General features: G+C 61.5%; 18 protein-coding genes. 12 read left to right on the forward strand and 6 right to left on the reverse strand.

The window, feature by feature from the left end:
• Positions 1-77: 77 nt before the first annotated feature.
• Entirely contained in the window at positions 78-1658 is a 1581-nt protein-coding gene (locus JFN90_RS01825) for a peptide chain release factor 3 (protein ID WP_407931910.1), read from the forward strand.
• A gap of 81 nt (positions 1659-1739) precedes the next feature.
• Complete coding sequence (locus JFN90_RS01830; protein WP_199393395.1) at positions 1740-2654, forward strand: EamA family transporter; 915 nt, start codon at positions 1740-1742, stop codon at positions 2652-2654.
• Between the two features lie 123 nt (positions 2655-2777).
• Here the strand turns inward: JFN90_RS01830 and JFN90_RS01835 are convergent, their stop codons facing one another.
• The 5 genes from JFN90_RS01835 to JFN90_RS01855 form a co-directional block, all read right to left on the reverse strand.
• Positions 2778-3494, reverse strand: coding sequence for a phosphatase (locus JFN90_RS01835; protein ID WP_199393396.1), 717 nt, complete (start codon positions 3492-3494; stop codon positions 2778-2780).
• Between the two features lie 263 nt (positions 3495-3757).
• Complete coding sequence (gene atpE, locus JFN90_RS01840) at positions 3758-4033, reverse strand: ATP synthase F0 subunit C (protein WP_199391134.1); 276 nt, start codon at positions 4031-4033, stop codon at positions 3758-3760.
• Between the two features lie 149 nt (positions 4034-4182).
• Positions 4183-4872: a F0F1 ATP synthase subunit A gene (gene atpB, locus JFN90_RS01845; protein ID WP_015722621.1), complete on the reverse strand. Its 690-nt coding sequence runs from the start codon at positions 4870-4872 to the stop codon at positions 4183-4185.
• Positions 4873-4876: 4 nt separating this feature from the next.
• Entirely contained in the window at positions 4877-5263 is a 387-nt protein-coding gene (locus JFN90_RS01850) for an ATP synthase subunit I (protein WP_199393397.1), read from the reverse strand.
• Positions 5235-5477, reverse strand: coding sequence for an AtpZ/AtpI family protein (locus tag JFN90_RS01855; RefSeq protein WP_199393398.1), 243 nt, complete (start codon positions 5475-5477; stop codon positions 5235-5237). Before JFN90_RS01855 ends, JFN90_RS01850 begins: the two co-directional genes overlap by 29 nt.
• A gap of 360 nt (positions 5478-5837) precedes the next feature.
• On the opposite strand from JFN90_RS01855, the gene JFN90_RS01860 reads away from it, so the two are divergent.
• Together JFN90_RS01860 and JFN90_RS01865 are read left to right on the forward strand one after the other, a co-directional pair.
• Entirely contained in the window at positions 5838-6890 is a 1053-nt protein-coding gene (locus JFN90_RS01860; protein WP_199393399.1) for a GspE/PulE/PilB domain-containing protein, read from the forward strand.
• A 454-nt stretch (positions 6891-7344) separates the two neighbouring features.
• Positions 7345-8379, forward strand: a complete 1035-nt coding sequence (locus JFN90_RS01865) for a GspE/PulE/PilB domain-containing protein (protein WP_199393400.1) — start codon at positions 7345-7347, stop codon at positions 8377-8379.
• Between the two features lie 135 nt (positions 8380-8514).
• On the opposite strand, the gene hemL is transcribed toward JFN90_RS01865, so the two are convergent.
• Entirely contained in the window at positions 8515-9798 is a 1284-nt protein-coding gene (gene hemL, locus JFN90_RS01870) for a glutamate-1-semialdehyde 2,1-aminomutase (protein WP_199393401.1), read from the reverse strand.
• Between the two features lie 403 nt (positions 9799-10201).
• On the opposite strand from hemL, the gene JFN90_RS01875 reads away from it, so the two are divergent.
• The 8 genes from JFN90_RS01875 to nuoH all read left to right on the forward strand — a co-directional run bounded on the left by JFN90_RS01875 (position 10202) and on the right by nuoH (position 18831).
• Entirely contained in the window at positions 10202-10558 is a 357-nt protein-coding gene (locus tag JFN90_RS01875) for an NADH-quinone oxidoreductase subunit A (RefSeq protein ID WP_199393402.1), read from the forward strand.
• Complete coding sequence (locus JFN90_RS01880; protein ID WP_199393403.1) at positions 10549-11061, forward strand: NADH-quinone oxidoreductase subunit B; 513 nt, start codon at positions 10549-10551, stop codon at positions 11059-11061. The genes JFN90_RS01875 and JFN90_RS01880 overlap by 10 nt, the downstream gene beginning before the upstream one ends.
• A gap of 33 nt (positions 11062-11094) precedes the next feature.
• Entirely contained in the window at positions 11095-11580 is a 486-nt protein-coding gene (locus JFN90_RS01885) for an NADH-quinone oxidoreductase subunit C (RefSeq protein ID WP_199393404.1), read from the forward strand.
• Positions 11581-11637: 57 nt separating this feature from the next.
• Entirely contained in the window at positions 11638-12807 is a 1170-nt protein-coding gene (gene nuoD / locus JFN90_RS01890) for an NADH dehydrogenase (quinone) subunit D (protein WP_199393405.1), read from the forward strand.
• A gap of 30 nt (positions 12808-12837) precedes the next feature.
• The gene (locus JFN90_RS01895) at positions 12838-13344 is read left to right on the forward strand and encodes an NADH-quinone oxidoreductase subunit NuoE family protein (protein ID WP_199393406.1); all 507 of its coding nucleotides are present in this window, start codon (positions 12838-12840) and stop codon (positions 13342-13344) included.
• Between the two features lie 36 nt (positions 13345-13380).
• Positions 13381-15162 (forward strand): NADH-quinone oxidoreductase subunit NuoF, encoded by a 1782-nt coding sequence (gene nuoF / locus JFN90_RS01900; RefSeq protein WP_199393407.1) that lies wholly within the window; start codon positions 13381-13383, stop codon positions 15160-15162.
• 112 nt (positions 15163-15274) lie between these two features.
• A complete protein-coding gene (gene nuoG / locus JFN90_RS01905) occupies positions 15275-17740 on the forward strand; it encodes an NADH-quinone oxidoreductase subunit NuoG (RefSeq protein WP_199393408.1) in 2466 nt (821 codons plus the stop codon).
• 41 nt (positions 17741-17781) lie between these two features.
• A complete protein-coding gene (nuoH, locus tag JFN90_RS01910; protein ID WP_199393409.1) occupies positions 17782-18831 on the forward strand; it encodes an NADH-quinone oxidoreductase subunit NuoH in 1050 nt (349 codons plus the stop codon).
• The last annotated feature ends 6 nt before the right edge of the window (positions 18832-18837 follow it).

An 18837-nucleotide genomic window follows, 5' to 3' on the forward strand; every position in this document is an offset into this window, starting at 1 on the left:
CTTTTCTGTCGTGATCCGGCGAAGATACCCTCTTCGCCTTTCTTTTGTCCAGACAATTTTAACGGGAGTTCCAGTTGATGCGGTTCAACGAACAAGAAATAGAGAAGCGTCGCACCTTCGCCATCATCAGTCACCCCGACGCCGGTAAGACTACCATCACCGAGAAGCTTTTGCTCTTCGGCGGCGCCATCCAGCAGGCGGGTGAGGTCAGGGCCAGGAAGTCGGCGCGCCATGCCACCAGCGACTGGATGGAGATGGAGAAGCAGCGCGGCATTTCGGTTACTTCTTCAGTGATGAAGTTCACCTATCGCGATTTCGAGATCAACCTCCTCGATACCCCCGGCCATAATGACTTTTCGGAAGATACCTACAGAACCTTAACCGCAGTTGACTCAGTTTTGATGGTCATCGACTCGGTGAAGGGTGTCGAGAGCCAGACCAAGAAGCTGCTGGAGGTCTGCCGGCTGCGCCACACGCCGATCATGACCTTCATCAACAAGCTCGACCGCGAAGGGCGCGAGCCGCTCGACCTCCTGGACGACATCGAGAGCACCCTTAACATCCAGTGCGCCCCGATGACTTGGCCCATCGGCATGGGCAAGCGCTTCCGCGGCACCTACCACCTCTATACCAAGGAGATCACCTTCTACGATCCCGAGGCCGATCGCGGCGTGGGCGAGGTGATCACGGTCAAAGGGCTGGACGATCCCCTGTTGGACGAGCTCCTGGGGAGCCAGGTTGAGGAACTGCGCAACGATGTGGAACTCCTGGAAGGCGCGGCACATCCCTTCGACGCCGAGGCCTACCTCGCCGGCAGGCAGACGCCGGTCTTCTTCGGTTCCGCCATCAACACCTTCGGGGTACAGCAGCTCTTGGACTCCTTCGTGGAGAACGCCCCGTCGCCCTTGCCGCGCGAGACCACCAGCCGCACCGTGGATCCCTACGAGGAGCCCTTCACCGGCTTTACCTTCAAGATCCAGGCGAACATGGACCCGGCGCACCGCGACCGCATCGCCTTCTTCCGCATCTGCTCCGGCAAGTTCGTGCGCGGCATGAAGGTGAAACATTTGAGGCTTGGGCGCGAGATGCAGATCTCCAACGCCACCATCTTCATGGCCCAGGACCGCACCAATGTCGACGAGGCCTACGCGGGCGACATCATCGGCATCCACAACCACGGCATCATCAAGATCGGCGACACCTTCACCCAGGGCGAAGATCTTAAATATACCGGCATCCCGAACTTCGCGCCGGAGCACTTCCGCAAGGTGCGCATCCTCAATCCGCTTAAGTCCAAGTCGCTGGAGAAAGGGCTGGTGCAGCTCGCCGAGGAGGGGACCACCCAGGTATTCCGCCCGCTCATGGGGGCGGACTGGATCGTCGGTGCGGTCGGTATGCTCCAATTCGACGTGGTCATGCACCGCCTGGAGCACGAGTACGGCGTCAAGGCCACTTACGAACCCGTTTCCTACGTCACCGCGCGCTGGGTCACCGGTGACAGGAAGAAACTGGACGAGTTCCAGAAGAAGGAGGCGATGAGCCTCTACCTGGACGGTGAAGGTAACTTGGCCTACCTGGCCGGGAGCCAGTGGCGCCTCGACAACACCATGGAGAACTGGAAGGAACTCATCTTCCATGCCACCCGCGAGCACAGCTAATGACCGGCGTCCACACGTTCGCCTAGTCCGTTCAGTCCGACCAGTCAGCCAGACCGGTCCGACTTAACAGAAAGCCCGACCATGACCACAGCACCAAAATCCACCGCAGCAGCGCCGGCCACCAAGGGCGCCGCAGGCGGCGCCCTGCTCGTTCTTGCTGCCGCCACCCTTTGGGGGAGCTCCGGCACTGCCCAGGCCCTTTCCCCCGCCGGCGTCAGCCCCTGGAGCGTCGGTGCCTTCCGTCTCCTGGTGGGCGGAGCCGCCCTCATGCTGCTTGCCATTTTCAAGGGCGGCCTTGGCAAGGGGCGCTGGCCCTTCTGGAGCACCCTTGCCGCCGGCGGTTTCGTCGCCATCTACCAGCTGACCTTTTTCACCGCGGTGCACCGGACCGGCGTGGCCGTCGGCACCCTGGTCGCCATCGGGAGTTCCCCGGTCATTGCCGGCATCCTTGGGTTCGTGGTCCGGGGCGAGCGCCCGGGACGTGCCTGGGGAATCGCCACCGTGCTTGCCACTGCCGGCTGCAGCCTGCTCGTGACCGGTGGCGGTGGTATCGCCATCGACGTCTTGGGTGTTTTGTTGGCGCTTGGCGCCGGCACCTCCTATGCCTGCTACACCATGGCCATCAAGGTACTCCTACCGGACCGGACCTCGGAAGCGGTCATGGCGGTGGTCTTCTGCCTGGGCGCTTTCCTGCTCCTGCCGGTGCTCTTTCTGACCGATATCACCTGGGTGGCGACGGCACGGGGCACCATGGTGGTTCTGTATCTCGGCGTCGTCATCACCGCCTTGTCGTACTGGCTCTTCGCTATGGGGCTGCGCAGCGTCCCTGTCGCCTCGGCTGTCACCCTTTCCCTGGCCGAGCCGCTGGTAGCCGCCCTCCTGGGCATCCTGTTCCTGGGCGAGCGCCTGACGCCCATGGCAATGGCGGGCATCCCGCTCCTCTTCGCCGGCCTCGCCGTCCTCGCCTACTCCATGTCCGGCAAAAGAGCCGTCTAAATAAATAAGGGGCGCCGTCACCGGCGCCCCTTATCTTTTCTGTCCACGGTTGATGGCGTCAACCTGTAGGGGCGAATAATCATTCGCCCAGCTCCCCCGCCACCCCAGAACCGTTCCCCATTTCTACCCGCTGAACCCCAGGAAATCCAACAACCTTTCCCACGAAGCGTTCACCACCTGCGTCTCGGCGATCCCAGCCTCAGCCGCCAATTGTAGCGCCTGGTCGAACACCCCAACCCCCTGGCAGATGTGCGCGTCGCTCCCGATCATGACCCGGGCGCCGATTCTGGCGCATAGCCGAGCGATTTCGGCGCAGTTCTCGTTGCTCCCCTTGCGGCTCACCGCGGCGAGCGAGGAGTTGTTCAGCTCCAGCGCGGTATCGGTGGCGAGCGCACCCATGACCACCTCCTCGTAGTGGAGCGGGAAGATCGGGTTGCCCGGGTGGGAGATGCATTTCACCAGCGGGTTTTCCATGACCGCGAGGAGGGTCTTGGTGTTGCGGTCCCGGTCCTGGCCGCAGATGCCGCAGTCCTCGTGGAATCCTGCCATGACGTAGTCGAGGCTCTCCAGGACGTCCTGCTCCAGGTCGAGCCGGCCGGTGTGGTCGAGGATGTTGGCCTCGATGCCGCGGAAGATCCTGACCCCCGCGATGGTGGCGGGGACGAAGCGCATGGCGCAGAAGTGGTATCGGTGCGGCCCGCCAGGAAGTCCGGGGCCGTGGTCGGTGATGCCGAGCCCGCGCAGTCCCGCCTGGGCAGCCGCGTTAGCCAGTTCGTTAATGGTAGAGTAAGCGTGCCCCGAAGCGAGGGTGTGAGTATGCATGTCGGCTATGATTTTCATGGTCTGGACTATTTCATAGCGGAAAGTAAATGTCAAGGTGACGGGGGGCAGGCGGTGCGGCAGCTACAGCAATGCTTTCTTGTGCCGCGTCTGGTATCCGGGGTAGTGATGCCACGAAGTGCTGTCCGCGCCCAAGCATTCCCCACTTTGCGAAGGGGGGAACGCTTGGGGGGATTTGCCTTTGATTCGAACCCCTGGAAAGCAGGCACAAAAAAAGGGCGTACCTTGCGGCACGCCCTTTTTGCGTTTCTTGAAGAAACTAATTACTTCGCAACAGCCTTGATAGCGGACATTGCAACTTCTTTGTACGGGTTAGCGAAAAGGATGATGAGGCAAACAACGAGGGCGTAGATTGCCAGGGACTCGATCATCGCCAGACCGATCATCATGGTGGTGAGGATTTTGCCGGAAGCGCCCGGGTTACGGGAAACGCCTTCTACTGCGCTCTTAACTGCGAGACCCTGGCCGATGCCGGTGCCGAGGGTGCCGAGAGCCATGCCGATGCCTGCTGCGAGTACACACATAGTAAAGAATTCCATTTGTTTCTCCTTTGCTGCGTATTTTTCCTAAATAGTATAGGAATCAAAAAGATAGTTCTAAGTTCTAGGTTCTACGTTGAGAGGTTTCGGTTTTCGGTTCTAACTTAGAACGTAGAACGTCGAACCGCTTCTCAACAGCTTTCCTGTTTTTAGTGCGCGTGCTCCAGCGAGCCCTGGATGTAGATCATGGCCAGGAGCATGAACACGAAGGCCTGGATGAAGGAAACCAGCACGCCCATCAGCATCATCGGCAGCGGCACCATGAAGGGGGCCAGGCCGAAGAAGATGATCAGGACCAGCTCGTGGCCGTTCATGTTGCCGAAGAGACGCAGGGTCAGCGAGATCACGCGGCTCAGGTGGCCGATCACCTCGATGAAGAACATCATCGGGGCCAGCCAGGCGATGGGGCCCAGGAAGTGCTTGATGTAGCCGGCGCCATGCTCCTTCACGCCCACGATGTGGGTGGTGACGAAGACGACGACCGCGCAGGCCGCGGTGGTGTTGATGTTCGCGGTCGGCGGGAAGAAGCCCGGGACCAGGCCGATCAGGTTGGACACCAAGATGAACAGCGCCAGGGTCGCGACCAGCGGGAAGAACGGACGGCCGTGCTCGCCCATGGTCTCTACCAGCATGTTCTCGATGCCGCCCACGATGACTTCCATGAAGTTCTGCGCGCCGGAGGGAACCGCCTGCAGTCGCTTGGTGGCCACGATGGAGAAGAGCACCAGGCCGATCATGATCAGCCAGGTATAAACGACGGCGTCAGCGCTGGCCTCGGAGAAACCGAGGGGGTGCAGCAACTCACGGAAAAACTGAAGGAATAAAAAGGGATGAACCATGCAGCTAGCCTCCTTTACGGGTCGACAGATATATCGAAAATGCAATTATGTTGAGAACGAGGACCGAGAGCCCGATTATCAGGCCAAAGATGTCGGCCTTGAAGACCACGATCAACAGGTACAAAAAGGCCGCCATAATGGCGAGCCGTAATACGTAACGCAGTATGGCGAAGCGCGAAGCGTTGCGCGGCTGCATCCTGAGCGCCGCTTCCAGCCCGGCCCGGATCCAGAAGAAGTTGGCCAGGGCCAGCAATCCCCCGACGAAGAGCGAGCCGCCGAACCGTGGGGAGATCAGGAGCGCCCCCGCGGCACCGAGTACGACACTCAGCAGCAGGCTCCCCCGGACTAGCCAGGAGAAGATGTTACTCTCGTTTATCTTTGTCTCCGCCATCGCGCAGTTCTTTGCCCGCTAATATGAAGATGTTGCGGAAGCCTGCCGCAATGCCGAAGAAGAGAAAGATGAAGAAAAACCACGGTTTGGTGCCGAGCCACTGGTCCAGTTTCAGGCCAACGTACACGCCGATGGCGATGGCCACGGCGAACGAGATCCCCATGGTGGAGACCATGCCCAGAGTCCTGAACAGGTTCTTCTTTTCTTGATCCATGACTCACTGTCCTCATTCCCGTATACAAATTACGGGTAGAAAACCAAGGCTAAATAGCATGACCCAGGTGCTAATGTCAATTAATTTCCAAGGTTCGGCTCAACAAAAATAACGATTTATCGCAGCATCCCGAGTGTCGGCCGCGCTTTGCCTTGCCCGCTTCCGTCATTGTAACAGTCCGGTGCTGCCGCTGCCAACAAGGTACCGTCGCCGTATGGCTCGGCGCTGCATGCCCCCTTTTTCACCGGCCCTGCAGAAGTTGATTGCGTCATCAGTCGGCCTTAAGTAGAATATGCCAATTTTCCTGTTCCAGTTGCGTAGTTTTCTGAACCCGAGCCTATGTGCTCAAGGAGGTAACAGATGTCGGTAAAACTCGGCGAGATGTTGCTCAAGGTGGGGGCGCTAACCAAGGCTCAACTGGATCAGGTGCTGCAGGCCCAGACGATCTATGGCGGCAGGATCGGCACCAACCTGGTGGAGATGGGGCTGGTTTCCGAGGAGGAGCTGGCCCACGTGCTGAGCGAGCAGATGGGCGCTCCCTGCGTTGAACCGGCCGAGCTCTCCTCCATCCCCGACCAGGTGCTGCGCCTCATTCCCCTGGAGTTGATCAAGCGCTACCGCGTGGTCCCGCTGGCCGTCGAGGGTAAGCGGCTTTCCCTCGCCATGACCAACCCGCACGATTTCAAGGCGCTGGACGAGATCGGGTTTGTGACCGGAATGGTCATCAAGCCGAGGATCTGTCCCGAGCTCAGGCTCAACGTCGCCCTGGAGCGTTTTTACCGCATCACCCGCCCCACCCGTTTCGTCGAGGTCGATGGTGGGCTGCGGACCCGTTTCGAATCGGGCGCCCAGAGCGCCCCCCCCTCCGGCAATCCGCTTAACAGCCGGTACATGGCCTCGGTCGGCGAGCCCACCTTTGCCGACCAGGTGACCGTCAAAGATCTCGCCGACATGATGTCCGGCGCCGGCAGCGAGAAGGAGGTGGTGCAGGCCCTCATCTCCTACATCTCCGGAGAGTTCGACCGCGGCGGCTTCCTCCGTCTCAAGTCGGGAATGGCGGTCGGGGTCCAGGCTGTTGCCGACGGCCTGGCCGTGGAAAGCTTTCCCGGGTTCCAGACCGAGATCGAGAAGATGAACCACCTACAGCGCATGGTCCAGGAAAAGGGGCTGGTGCTCTGCGAGTTTGCGGCAGGCGACGCCGAGGGTGTGCTGGTGCGGGCCATGGGCGGCAAGCTCCCCGCCTCCGCGCTGCTCCTTCCCGTTTCGCTGGCTGGGCACGTGGTGGGCGCCATCTGCGCCAGCGACAGCAAAGGAAGGCTGGGCGGCGGCGCCTTCGAGCTGCAGCGTGTGGGTGTCATGGCCGAGCTCAGCCTGGAGATGCTTTCCCTGCGCAGGAAAATCCAGAGCGCCTGACACTCGTCCTATCTCCCGGGCGCGGCCGGGCGCAAACCACTTCAACAACGCGGGGCGTCACCATCAGGTGACGCCCCTTTTCTTTGGCCCTCCACTTTGTCCCCCTCCCTTGACCGCAGCTTCCCCCACCCCCTAACCCCCTCCCGCAAGGGGAGGTGGGATCAAGAGCAGCATTCCCGGTAATTGAGTTCGGGACGTTCGCCGAAATTCATCGAAAGTCTGGCTGAGGAACATAGAGCCATGCCGCCACGACGCGCCGCACGTGAACCAGCGTCCCCCACTTTGCGAAGGGGGGACAGGGGGGATTTGCCTTTGTTTGCCTCTTTGCCCCTTTTCGTTGCACCCCCAGGCCGACCCTGTAGAATAATTGGCGTTGTTTAATCTGGCTTTTCAAAGGTCTTCCTACTAACCCCTGCCACCGCACCTGTGCGGCGACAGGCGGAGGAGGTGTGACATGGCGGCACGACTCGGCGAGATGTTGCTGAAGATAGGGGCCCTGGACGCGTCCCAATTGGAGCAGGTGCTGAACGCCCAGGCCATTTACGGCGGCAGGCTTGGAACGAACCTGGTGGAGATGGGGCTGGTGGAAGAGGACCAACTGGCGCGGGTGCTGAGCGAACAGCTCGGTGTCCCCTGCATCGACCACGAACTTTTGGCGGCGATTCCGGAGAGCGTGCTGGGATTGCTGCCGCTGGAGTTGGTGGAGCGCTACCGGGTGCTGCCGGTTTCCCTGGACGGCAAGCGGCTGGTGGTGACCATATCCGATCCCTCGGATTTCAAGGCGATCGACGAGATCGGGTTCATCACCGCACTGGTGATCATCCCGCGCGTCTCTTCCGAGTTGCGCTTGAGCATAGCCCTGGAGCGCTACTACGGCATCAAGCGCCCGGTACGCTACATCCCGGTGCAGGGAGGGGTCCGGTCCAGGTTCGCGCCCCCGGAGCTGCAGCAAGCGGTGCTGGAGGCCACAAGGGCGGGCGACAGCGCGGCCTGGCAACCGGAGCGCGTGTCTCTCTCCGAGTTGGCGGATCGGCTGGCGGCGGCCTCGGCCGAGCCGGAAGCGGTCCAGGCGCTTCTTTCTTATGTCGCGGGGGAGTTTGACCGGGGCGCCCTGGTGCGATTGAAGCACGGGCAGTTGGTTGGCGTCCAGGCGGTGGCGGCGGGCGAGCCGGTACCTGGGTTCAGCGGCTGCGCGTTGCCCTTGGAGGAGGCGCCCCAAATGCAGCGCGTAGTGCGGGAGCGGGACGTGTTTCTCGGAGAAGTCTCCGCCGGAGCGGAGGGGGCGCTGCTGCAGGCGATGGGGGGAGAGTTGCCGGCGCCGGCGCTCATGGTCCCCCTGATGTTGGGTGGGCAGGTCGCGGGGGTGATCTGCGCCCACGACAGCCACGGGCGGCTCGGGGGAGGCGCCTTCGAACTGCAGCGCGTAGCCGTGATGGCGGAACTGAGCCTGGAGATGATCACGCTGCGCAAGAGGCTGGTCGCGGTTTAGGCTCCTGCAACCTGAAGGACCCGTTCTGCTCTCCCCCTCCCTTGACGGGAGGGGGGAGACGCAGAGATCTCATGAAAAAAGGCGCCCGCAATGTTGCGGGCGCCTTTTTTGTTGGTGCGTGAAGCGAAGGTCGGTTTACAGCGACTTGAAGCACTTGGCCGCGGCGGCGATGGTCTTCTCGAGATCCTTCTCGGTGTGGGACGCGCCCACGAAAGCGGTCTCGAACTGCGAGCAGGCGAGGTAGACACCTTCCTCGAGCATGCCGCGGAAGTAGGTGGCGAAGGCCTTGGTGTCGCACTTGGCGGCGCTGTCCCAGTTGTACACCGGCTCCTTGGAGAAGAAGCCGCAGAACATGGAGCCGACGCGGGTGGAGTAGAGCGGGAAGCCGGCGTCCTTGGCGGCCTTGGTGATACCCTCGGCCACGAACTTGCTTTTCTCTTCCAGCTTCTCATAGAAGCCCGGCTCCTGCAGCAGTTTCAGGGTCTCGATGCCGGCGGTCATGGCCAGCGGGTTGCCGGAGAGGGTGCCCGCCTGGTAGACGCCGCCCGCCGGGGAGAGCTGGGACATGATTTCCTTCTTGCCGCCGAAGGCGCCCACCGGCAGACCGCCGCCGATGATCTTGCCCAGGGTGGTGAGGTCCGGGGTGATGCCGAAGCGCTCCTGGGCCCCGCCGTAGGCGACCCTGAAGCCGGACATGACCTCGTCGAAAATGAGCACGATCCCTTCCTCGGTGCAGATCTCCCTCAAACCTTCCAGGAAACCTTCCTGCGGCGGCACGGTACCCATGTTGCCGGCCACCGGCTCGACGATGACGCAGGCGATGGTCCCCTTGTTGGCGGCCACCAGCACGCGCACCGAGTCGAGGTCGTTGTAGGTCGCGGTCAGGGTGTGCTTGGCGACGTCGGCCGGTACGCCCGGGGAGTCGGGCACGCCGAAGGTGGCCAGACCCGAGCCCGCCTTGACCAGCAGGGAGTCGGAGTGGCCGTGGTAGCAGCCGGAGAACTTCAGGATGTTGTCACGCCCGGTGTAGCCGCGGGAAAGGCGGATCGCGCTCATGGTCGCCTCGGTCCCGGAGCTAACCATGCGTACCATCTCGATGGAGGGGACCGCCTTGATGACCATCTCGGCCAGGGTGATCTCCAGTTCGGTGGGCGCGCCGAAGGAGGCGCCGCTCTCGACGGCCTTCTTGATCGCCTCGACCACCTTCGGGTGGCAGTGACCCACGATCATCGGACCCCAGGAACCCACGTAGTCGATGTAGCCGTTGCCGTCCTCGTCGAAGATCATGGGGCCGGCAGCGCTCTTTATGAACAGCGGATCGGAGCCTACCGAACGGAAGGCACGCACGGGGGAGTTGACCCCGCCGGGAATAGATTTGAGCGCCTGCTGAAAGAGTTGCGAGGAACGGCTGTTTTGCATGACTGGGTTCTCCTAACTGGCTGGAAATTATTAACTATCGGGCTCTCTGGTAGCATAGCCTCGGATAATCTGTCAAGAATTAAAAAATTTTCTCGTATACGGCCGAAGGGGGTGGGAGGGGCGTCAGCGGGGGGAAGGCCTAAGGGTGTAATACAATTTACGAAAAGTATACGTCGTTCTGTTTTCGCTTCGGAGAAAAATGGATAATTTCTGCTTGACAAAGATGGTGAAATGAAATAATTTTCGGTCGCAATGTTGTATACAGTATACTTTTTCGAATGCGCAGCGCTTGCTAACTGTTGGAAGCAGCGGGGCTAGTTGGTCGAGAAGCGTGCAGTATACGGCATTTCCGCGTGTTTGGAAAGAAATTAACAACAAACCTGGTGGTACGGGAGGATAAGGGATGCTTGGTGCATATCTGCCAATCTTGGTGCTGGTCGTCATAGCGTGCTTGTTCGGTCTGGGGTCGGTGGTTTTCTCATCGCTCATCGGCCAGAAGAAGCCGTCTCAGGTAAAGCTTGCACCTTACGAGTGCGGTTGCGAGCCGGTGGGCAGCGCACGCGAGCGCTTCTCGATCAAGTTCTACATGGTCGCGATGCTCTTCATCCTGTTTGATATCGAGGCTGTCTTCTTGTACCCCTGGGCGGTCCTCTTCAAGCGCCTGGGCATGTTCGGCCTGGTCGAGATGGGTCTCTTCATCGTCATACTCTTCGTAGGTTACATCTACGTTTGGAAAAAAGGAGCACTGGAATGGGAGTAAATCAGCCGCTGGGCGACAACATCATCACGACTTCCCTGGACAGCCTGGTTAACTGGGCTCGGAAGTCCTCCATCTGGCCGATGACCTTTGGTCTTGCCTGCTGCGCGATCGAGATGATGGCGACCGGTGCGGCCAAGCACGACCTGGACCGTTTCGGTATCATCTTCCGCGCCTCCCCGCGCCAGTCCGACTGCATCATCATCGCCGGCACCGTGACCAAGAAGATGCTCCCGGTCATCAAGACCGTGTACGAGCAGATGCCGGAACCGAAGTGGGTCGTCGCCATGGGCGCCTGCGCCTGCTCGGGCGGGATCTTCGACACCTACTCCGTCGTGCAGGGGATTGACGAGGCCCTCCCGGTGGATGTCTACATCCCGGGGTGCCCGCCGCGTCCGGAGGCCCTTCTCTACGGCCTCATGAAACTCCAGGACAAGATCGCCAACGAGAGGAACTCCTTCGGTTCTTCCATCGGCTTGGGCGAAAGACTCGAACCCGCCGCGTAATCTACAACGACCAAAGGGAAAGGTAAGGCTGACATGGCAGAAAATAATCGCGCTGTAGTGAAGCTGAAAGAGCGTTTCGCGGATGCCCTGCTCGAATACAAGGAGCATCGCGGCGAGGTGACGGTTACCGTGAAGAAGGAGAGCATCCTCGAGGTGCTGAAGTACCTCAGGGACGACCTGCGCTACAACTTCTTGTCCGACGTTACCGCCGTCGACTATCTGGGTCAGGAGCCGCGTTTCATGGTGGTTTACCACCTCCTCTCCATCCCCAACAAGGACCGCGTCAGGGTCAAGGCACCGGTCACCGAGGCGGATTGCTCCATCGACTCCGCCACCGCCCTCTGGAACTCCGCCAACTGGCTGGAGCGCGAGGCATACGACCTGTTCGGCATCAACTTCAAGAACCACCCGAACCTGGTGCGCATCTTGATGACCGATGACTGGGTCGGGCACCCGCTCCGGAAGGACTACCCGCTCCAGGGACCCGACCGCGAGCCGTACAAGGGGCGTCTGTCGTAAGACGGATCCAGTTCGAAACCAGGGACGATTTCCATTTCCAAAAAATAGAGGCGATCAATGGCTAGTGAAATAATGACTTTGAACATGGGGCCCCAGCACCCCAGTACCCACGGCGTTCTCAGGCTCGTAGTAGAGCTGGACGGCGAGGTGATACAGAAGATCACCCCTCACATCGGCTACCTGCACCGGGGCATCGAGAAGCTTGCCGAGCACCGTACCTACCACCAGACCCTGCCCCTCACGGACCGCATGGACTACCTGGCCCCGATGCACAACAATCTGGGCTACGTGCTGGCGGTTGAGAAGCTCCTGGGACTCGACGTCCCCGAGCGGGCCAAACTGGTGCGCGTCATCATGGCCGAGCTGACCCGTCTTAAGAGCCACCTGGTCTGGATCGCCTGCCACGCCCTCGACATCGGCGCCATGACCGTGTTCCTCTACGCCTTCCGCGAGCGCGAACTGGTGATGGACCTCTACGAGATGGTCTCCGGCGCCAGGATGACCTCCAACTACTTCCGCGTGGGCGGCCTGTCCCGCGACCTCCCGGCCGGCTTCGAGCAGAAGGTCCAGGAGATCCTGGACACCTTCCCGGGTCACTTCGACACTTACGAGGGGCTGCTCACCAAGAACACCATCTGGCTGCAGAGGACCATCGGCAACGGCGTCATCTCCGCAGAAGACGCCATCGACTTCGGCATCTCCGGTCCGGCCCTCAGGGGCTCCGGCGTCGACTTCGACCTCAGGCGCGACCTTCCCTACTCCGGCTACGAAGAGTTCGACTTCAAAGTACCGGTCGGCGAGAACTGCGACACCTTCGACCGCTACAAGGTCCGTCTGGTCGAGATGCGCGAGTCCGTGAAGATCATCGACCAGGCCCTGAAGCGGCTGAAGCCCGGACCGATCCTGGCCGACGCGCCGCAGGTCTGCTACCCGCCCAAGGAGAGCGTCTACAACTCCATCGAGGGCCTGATCCACCACTTCAAGATCGCTTCCGAGGGCTTCCCGGTTCCCGAGGGCGAGGTTTACATGGCAGTCGAGAACCCGAAAGGGGAGCTCGGCTACTACATCGTGTCGGACGGCGGCAACATGCCGTACCGCATGAGGGTCCGCCCGCCGTCATTCGTGAACCTGGGCGCCATCGAGAAGATGGCCAAGGGCTCCATGCTGGCCGACCTCGTTGCCGTCATCGGAACGCTGGACATCGTACTTGGCGAAATCGACCGTTAGTTTAATCAACAAGTAAAGGAGATGGGGTAAATGTCTAACGCTCCAGCCGAAGAAATTCCGGCCGAAGAAATCGATTTAACCGAGGCCAACCAGATCATCGACAAGTACCTGACACTGCCGGGCAACCTCATGCCGGTCCTGCAGGGTATCCAGGACGCCTACGGGTTCGTCCCGAAACCGACCATCGACCTGGTCGCCGAGCGCCTGAACGTCTACCCGAGCCAGATCTACGGCGTGCTCACCTTCTACGCCCAGTTCCACCTGAAGCCGCGCGGCAAGTTCATCATCAGGGTCTGCGTCGGTACCGCCTGCCACGTGCAGGGGGCGGAGCGCATCACCGAGACCTTCTTCGGACGCCTCGGCATCGGGCACGCGGAGACCAGCGAGGACCTGCGCTACACCTTCGAGAAGGTGGCCTGCCTGGGCGCCTGTGGTATGGCTCCTTTGGCCATGGTGAACGACGACACCTACGGCAAGATGACGGTCCAGAAAGTGGACGAGATCATTGAAACCTACAACGCACGGCCGATGAAGTAGCCGAGACGTCAATTTCTCAGCAGGGGACCTTTTGTCATGAGCGATAACGCAGGAATCAAAATACTTATCTGTCAGGGTACCGGCGGTATCTCGGCCGGCGCCAAGCAGGTCGAGGCCGAGTTCACCAGGCTGATCGCCGAGAAGGGGATCGTAGCCCAGGTCGGCAAGCGCTGCGACGTCGTCAAAACCGGCTGCCGCGGCCTGTGCGCCAACGACGTGCTCGTCGACGTCATCACCCCTGAACTGGGCCGGATCACCTACGACTTCGTGGTACCCGAGGACGTAGCTGCCATCCTCGACCAGCACATCGTCGGCAACGAAGTCATCGAGAAGAAGAAGGCCAAGGCCTACTACAACACCTTCGTCGATCAGCAGATGCGCGTGGTCATGACCGGCTGCGGCCAGATCGACCCCGAGCGCCTGGACGCCTACCTCGAAGAGGACGGCTTCAAGGCCATCGAGAAGTGCATCAAGGAGATGAAGCCGGCCGAGGTCGTCGACGAGGTCAAGAAGTCGGGCCTGCGTGGCCGTGGGGGCGGGGGCTTCCCGACCGGCATGAAGTGGAGCTTCTGCGCCGCTTCCCCGGGCAACCACAAATACCTTATCTGCAACGCCGACGAGGGCGACCCGGGCGCGTTCATGGACCGCTCCATCCTCGAAGGCGACCCGTACTGCGTCATCGAGGGTATGATGATCGCGGCCTACGCCATCGGCTGTGACGCAGGCTACGTCTACGTCCGCGCCGAGTACCCGCTGGCCATCGACCGTCTCCAGAAGGCGCTCGACACCTGCTACGAGAAAGGGTACCTGGGCAAGAACATCCAGGGTTGGGGCTTCGACTTCGACATGAGGATCAAGAAGGGCGCCGGCGCCTTCGTCTGCGGCGAAGAAACGGCACTCATGGCCTCCATCGAGGGCGAGCGCGGCATGCCGCGTCCCCGTCCGCCGTTCCCGGCGGTCAAGGGCCTCTGGGGCTTCCCGACCAACATCAACAACGTCGAGACCTTCGCCAACGTACGCCACATCATCAACAAGGGCTCCGAGTGGTACGCGTCCTTGGGCACCGACACCACCAAGGGGACCAAGATCTTCGCGGTCACCGGTAAGGTGAAGCACACCGGTCTGGTCGAGGTTCCGGCCGGTATGTCCGTGCGCGACGTTATCTACCAGGTCTGCGGCGGCATCGCCAACAACCGCAAGTTCAAAGCGGTCCAGGCCGGCGGCCCCTCCGGCGGCTGCATCCCGGCCGAGGTGCTCGACACCCCGGTCGACTACGACTCGCTGATCAAGGCGGGCGCCATGATGGGCTCCGGCGGTCTGGTCGTCATGGACGAGACCACCTGCATGGTCGACGTGGCCCGCTTCTTCCTCTCCTTCACCAAGATGGAGTCCTGCGGCAAGTGCGTTCCCTGCCGTATCGGCCTGAAGGCGATGCTCGACATCCTCGAGCGCATCACCGAAGGTCGCGGCGAGATGGCCGACATCGACACCCTGCTGGAAATGGGCGCCACCATCAAGAAAGCGTCCCTGTGCGGTCTGGGCCAGACGGCCCCGAACCCGATCCTCTCCACCGTGAAGTACTTCCGTCACGAGTACGAGGCGCACATCCAGGACAAGCGCTGCCCCTCCAACTCCTGCAAGGAACTGCTCCTTTGGCAGGTGGTCCCCGAGAAGTGCGTCAAGTGCGGCGCGTGCCTCAGGGCCTGCCCGTCCAACGCGATCAAGTGGGAGAAGGGCGAGGTCGCCGAGCTGATCAAGGAAAACTGCACCAAGTGCAAGTCCTGCTACGACGCCTGCCGCTTCATGGCCATTGAGTAACAATGACAGTTCTAAGTTCTACGTTCTATGTTCTAGGTTAAGCCTCTGAACGTAGAACGTAGAACACAGAACGTAGAACCAGATTTATGACTCCGGGGAGACAGAGGTCGAGATGGTAAATCTTACGATAGACGGAAAACAGGTTGCGGTAGAAAAGGACGCCACCATTTACGACGCCGCCAAGGCTTGTGGCATCAAGATACCGATCCTTTGCCACGACAAGAAGCTGCATCCGTTCGGCGGCTGCCGTATGTGCCTGGTCGAGGTTGAGCAGATGAAGGGGCGCTTGATCCCCTCCTGCACCACCCCGGTCACCGAAGGGATGATCGTGCAGACCACCACCGACGAGATCGTCAAGGCCAGGAAACTGGTGCTGGAGCTGTTGCTCCTCAAGCACCCGATCGACTGCCCTGTCTGCGACGCCGCCGGCGACTGCGACCTGCAGAACCTCACCTATGAGTACAAGGTGAACATGAACCGGTTCGTGGACGAGAAGTTCAACCACGAGATCGACTACGAGAACCCGCTCATCGAGCGCGACATGAACCGCTGCATCCACTGCGGCAAGTGCGCGAGGATCTGCGACGAGATCGTAAGCTACGGCGCCTACACCTTCATCAACCGCGGCATCGAGGCGAAGATGGGTACCGAGTTCGACGGCCCGCTCAACTGCGAGTTCTGCGGCTCCTGCGTCTCGGTCTGCCCGGTCGGCGCGCTCAACTCCCGCCCCTTCAAGTTCAAGGCCCGCTGGTGGGCGCTGCAGAAGACCAAGAGCGTCTGCTCCTACTGCGGCACCGGCTGCCAGCTGACCCTGGGTTCCAAGGACGGCAAGGTGCTCACCACCATCTACGACGAGAACCAGGGCTTCCATAACGGCCAGCTCTGCACCCGCGGCCGCTTCGGCTACCAGTTCGTCAACTCCGAGAAGCGCCTCACCGCGCCGCTCATCCGCAAAAACGGCAAGCTCCAGGAAGCGACCTGGGAAGAGGCCCTGGCTGAAGTGACCTCCAGGCTCTCCGCCGGCAAGAGCGACCCGGCTTCGGTCGCCGCCCTCGCCACGCCGCGCCTGACCAACGAGGAGCTCTTCCTGTTCGAGAAGCTCTTCCGCGGCACCGTCGGCACCGACAACATCGACCACTCCGCCGGCTACGCCCACGAGGCGCTGACCAAGGGCGCCAAGGCCTCCTTCGGGGTGACCGCATCCCCGGCCGAGATCGCCGACGTGCAGAAGTCCAATCTCCTCCTGGTGGTGAAGAGCGACGCCTACGAGACCCATCCGGTCATCGGCTTCGAGATCAACCTCGGCGTGAAGAGGAAAGGGATCGCACTCAGGATCGTCTCCGACAAGAAAGGGAAACTGACCCGCCTGCCGGGTGCCAAGACCACCGTCCACGCACCGGGGAGCGAAATCGCCCTCTTCAACGCACTCTGCAAGTCGGTCATCGACCAGGGCCTCGCCGCTGAAGGCGTCGCCGGCCTCGATGCACTGAAGGCCGCCGTTGCCGACGCAACCGCCGAGAAGGCGGGGGTAACCGCGGAAGAGATCGCCGCCATCGCCAAGGACTTCGCCTCGGCGGAGAAGGCGCTCATCATCCTCCCCATCGGCCAGGGCTACCCCGGCCACAACGCGGCGCTTGCCAACGCGGCAGCGAACCTCGCCATCCTCACCGGCCAGGTCGGCAAGGAAGGCGCGGGCCTCCTGATCATGAGCGAGAAGAACAACAGCCAGGGTGCCGTCGACATGGGCATCTACCCGAAAGGGACCGGCCTCAACGCACAGGCGATCATCGACGGTTGCGCCAACGGCAACGTGAAGACCCTGTTCGTCGCCGGCGAGAACCCGGTGGTTTCCTACCCGAACCGCGCCAAGGTTGAAAAGGCGCTCGAAAACGTCGAGTTCATGGTGGTCTCCGAACTGTTCCTGACCGAGACCGCGGCCATGGCCGACGTGGTCCTCCCCGCCTGCTCCTTCGCCGAGAAGAGCGGCACCTTCACGAGCCTGGGCCGCAGGGTCCAGAACGTGAGGAAGGCGATCCCCGCAGTGGGTCTTGCCAAGAGCGACTTCGACATCCTGAACGCGCTTTCCCAGGCTCTGGGCGGCGCACGCTACAACAACCAGGGCGAGGTCTTTACCGAGATCGCCGCCAACGTCCCGGCCTACAAGGGTCTCACCCAGGCGGGCCTGAAGGACGAAGGCGCCGTCTACCCGGTGACGCTCGCAGCCAAGCTGGTCCCGGCAGCGGCGAAAGCCTCTGCACCGGCCGCCGGCAAGCTGGCTCTGGTTACCGGCAGCGCGCTTTACCACTGCGGCACCATGAGCCGCTTCGGCGAAGGCCCGATGTACGTCTGCCCGGACGCCTACGCCGAGCTGAACGTGGCCGACGCCGCGGCCCTGAAGGTCGCCGAGGGCGACCAGGTCACCGTTACCTCCGGTACCGGCGCGGTGCAGGTTGCCGCCAAGGTCGGTAAAAGGGTGCCCCAGGGCGTGGTCTTCTCTCCGTACCACTTCGGTGAGGGGAGCGTCAACACCATCACCGACGGTTCGGAAGTAACCTACGTCACCGTCGCGAAGAAATAACTGACAGCTAGAAAATCTACACAAGAGGGGAAGACTATCAGATGGATACGCTAATCTTAGGACTGCCGGTCGCGTACTACATAGCCATGGTTGCCAAAGTGCTCGTAGCTTTTGTCTTCGTGCTCCTTACCGTGGCCTACGCCACCTACGCGGAGCGCAAGATCATCGGGCACATGCAGGTGCGTCTGGGTCCCATGAGGACCGGCTGGCACGGCCTGCTGCAGCCGATCGCGGACGGCGTCAAGCTGTTCTTCAAAGAGGAGATCGTTCCGTCGCAGGCGAGCAAGTTCGCCTTCCTGGTCGCTCCCCTCGTCGCTCTGATCCCGGCGTTCATCTCCTTCGCGGTCATCCCCTTCGGTGACAACATCACCATCGGCGGCTACACCGTGCCGCTGCAGATCGCCGCGTACTACGACCAGGCCGGCAAGCAGGTCTTCGACGTCAACGTCGGCGTCCTCTACATCCTGGCCATGGCATCCCTGGGCGTCTACGGCATCGTGCTCGCCGGCTGGGCCTCCAACTCCAAGTACTCGCTTCTTGGCGGCCTGCGCTCCGCGGCACAGATGATCTCCTACGAGCTCGCCGCCGGCCTCGCCATCATCTCGGTGTTCATGCTCTCCGAGAGCCTCTCCCTGCACAAGATCGTCGCCGATCAGGCAGGTGGCGCATGGTACGCCTTCAAGCAGCCGCTGGCCTTCGTGATCTTCTTCATCTGCTCCCTGGCCGAGATCAACAGGACCCCGTTCGACCTTCCCGAGGCCGAGACGGAGCTGGTTTCCGGCTTCTGCACCGAATACTCCTCCATGAAGTACGCGATGTTCTTCATGGCTGAATACGCCAACATGATCACCGTCTGCGCCGTCACCACCACCCTGTTCCTGGGCGGCTGGCACGGCCCGGCGTTCCTCCCCGGCTGGTTCTGGTTCATCGCCAAGGTGTACTTCCTGATCTTCCTCTGCATGTGGATCAGGGCCACCTACCCGCGTTACCGTTACGACCAGCTCATGCGTCTCGGGTGGAAGGTGTTCCTGCCGCTTACCCTGGTCAACGTGATGGCGACCGGCTTCTGGGTCATGTTCATCAGCAAGTAGTCCGAC

Origin of the sequence: Geomonas propionica (assembly GCF_016458235.1) — a bacterium.
In the GTDB taxonomy this organism is placed as follows: domain Bacteria; phylum Desulfobacterota; class Desulfuromonadia; order Geobacterales; family Geobacteraceae; genus Geomonas; species Geomonas propionica.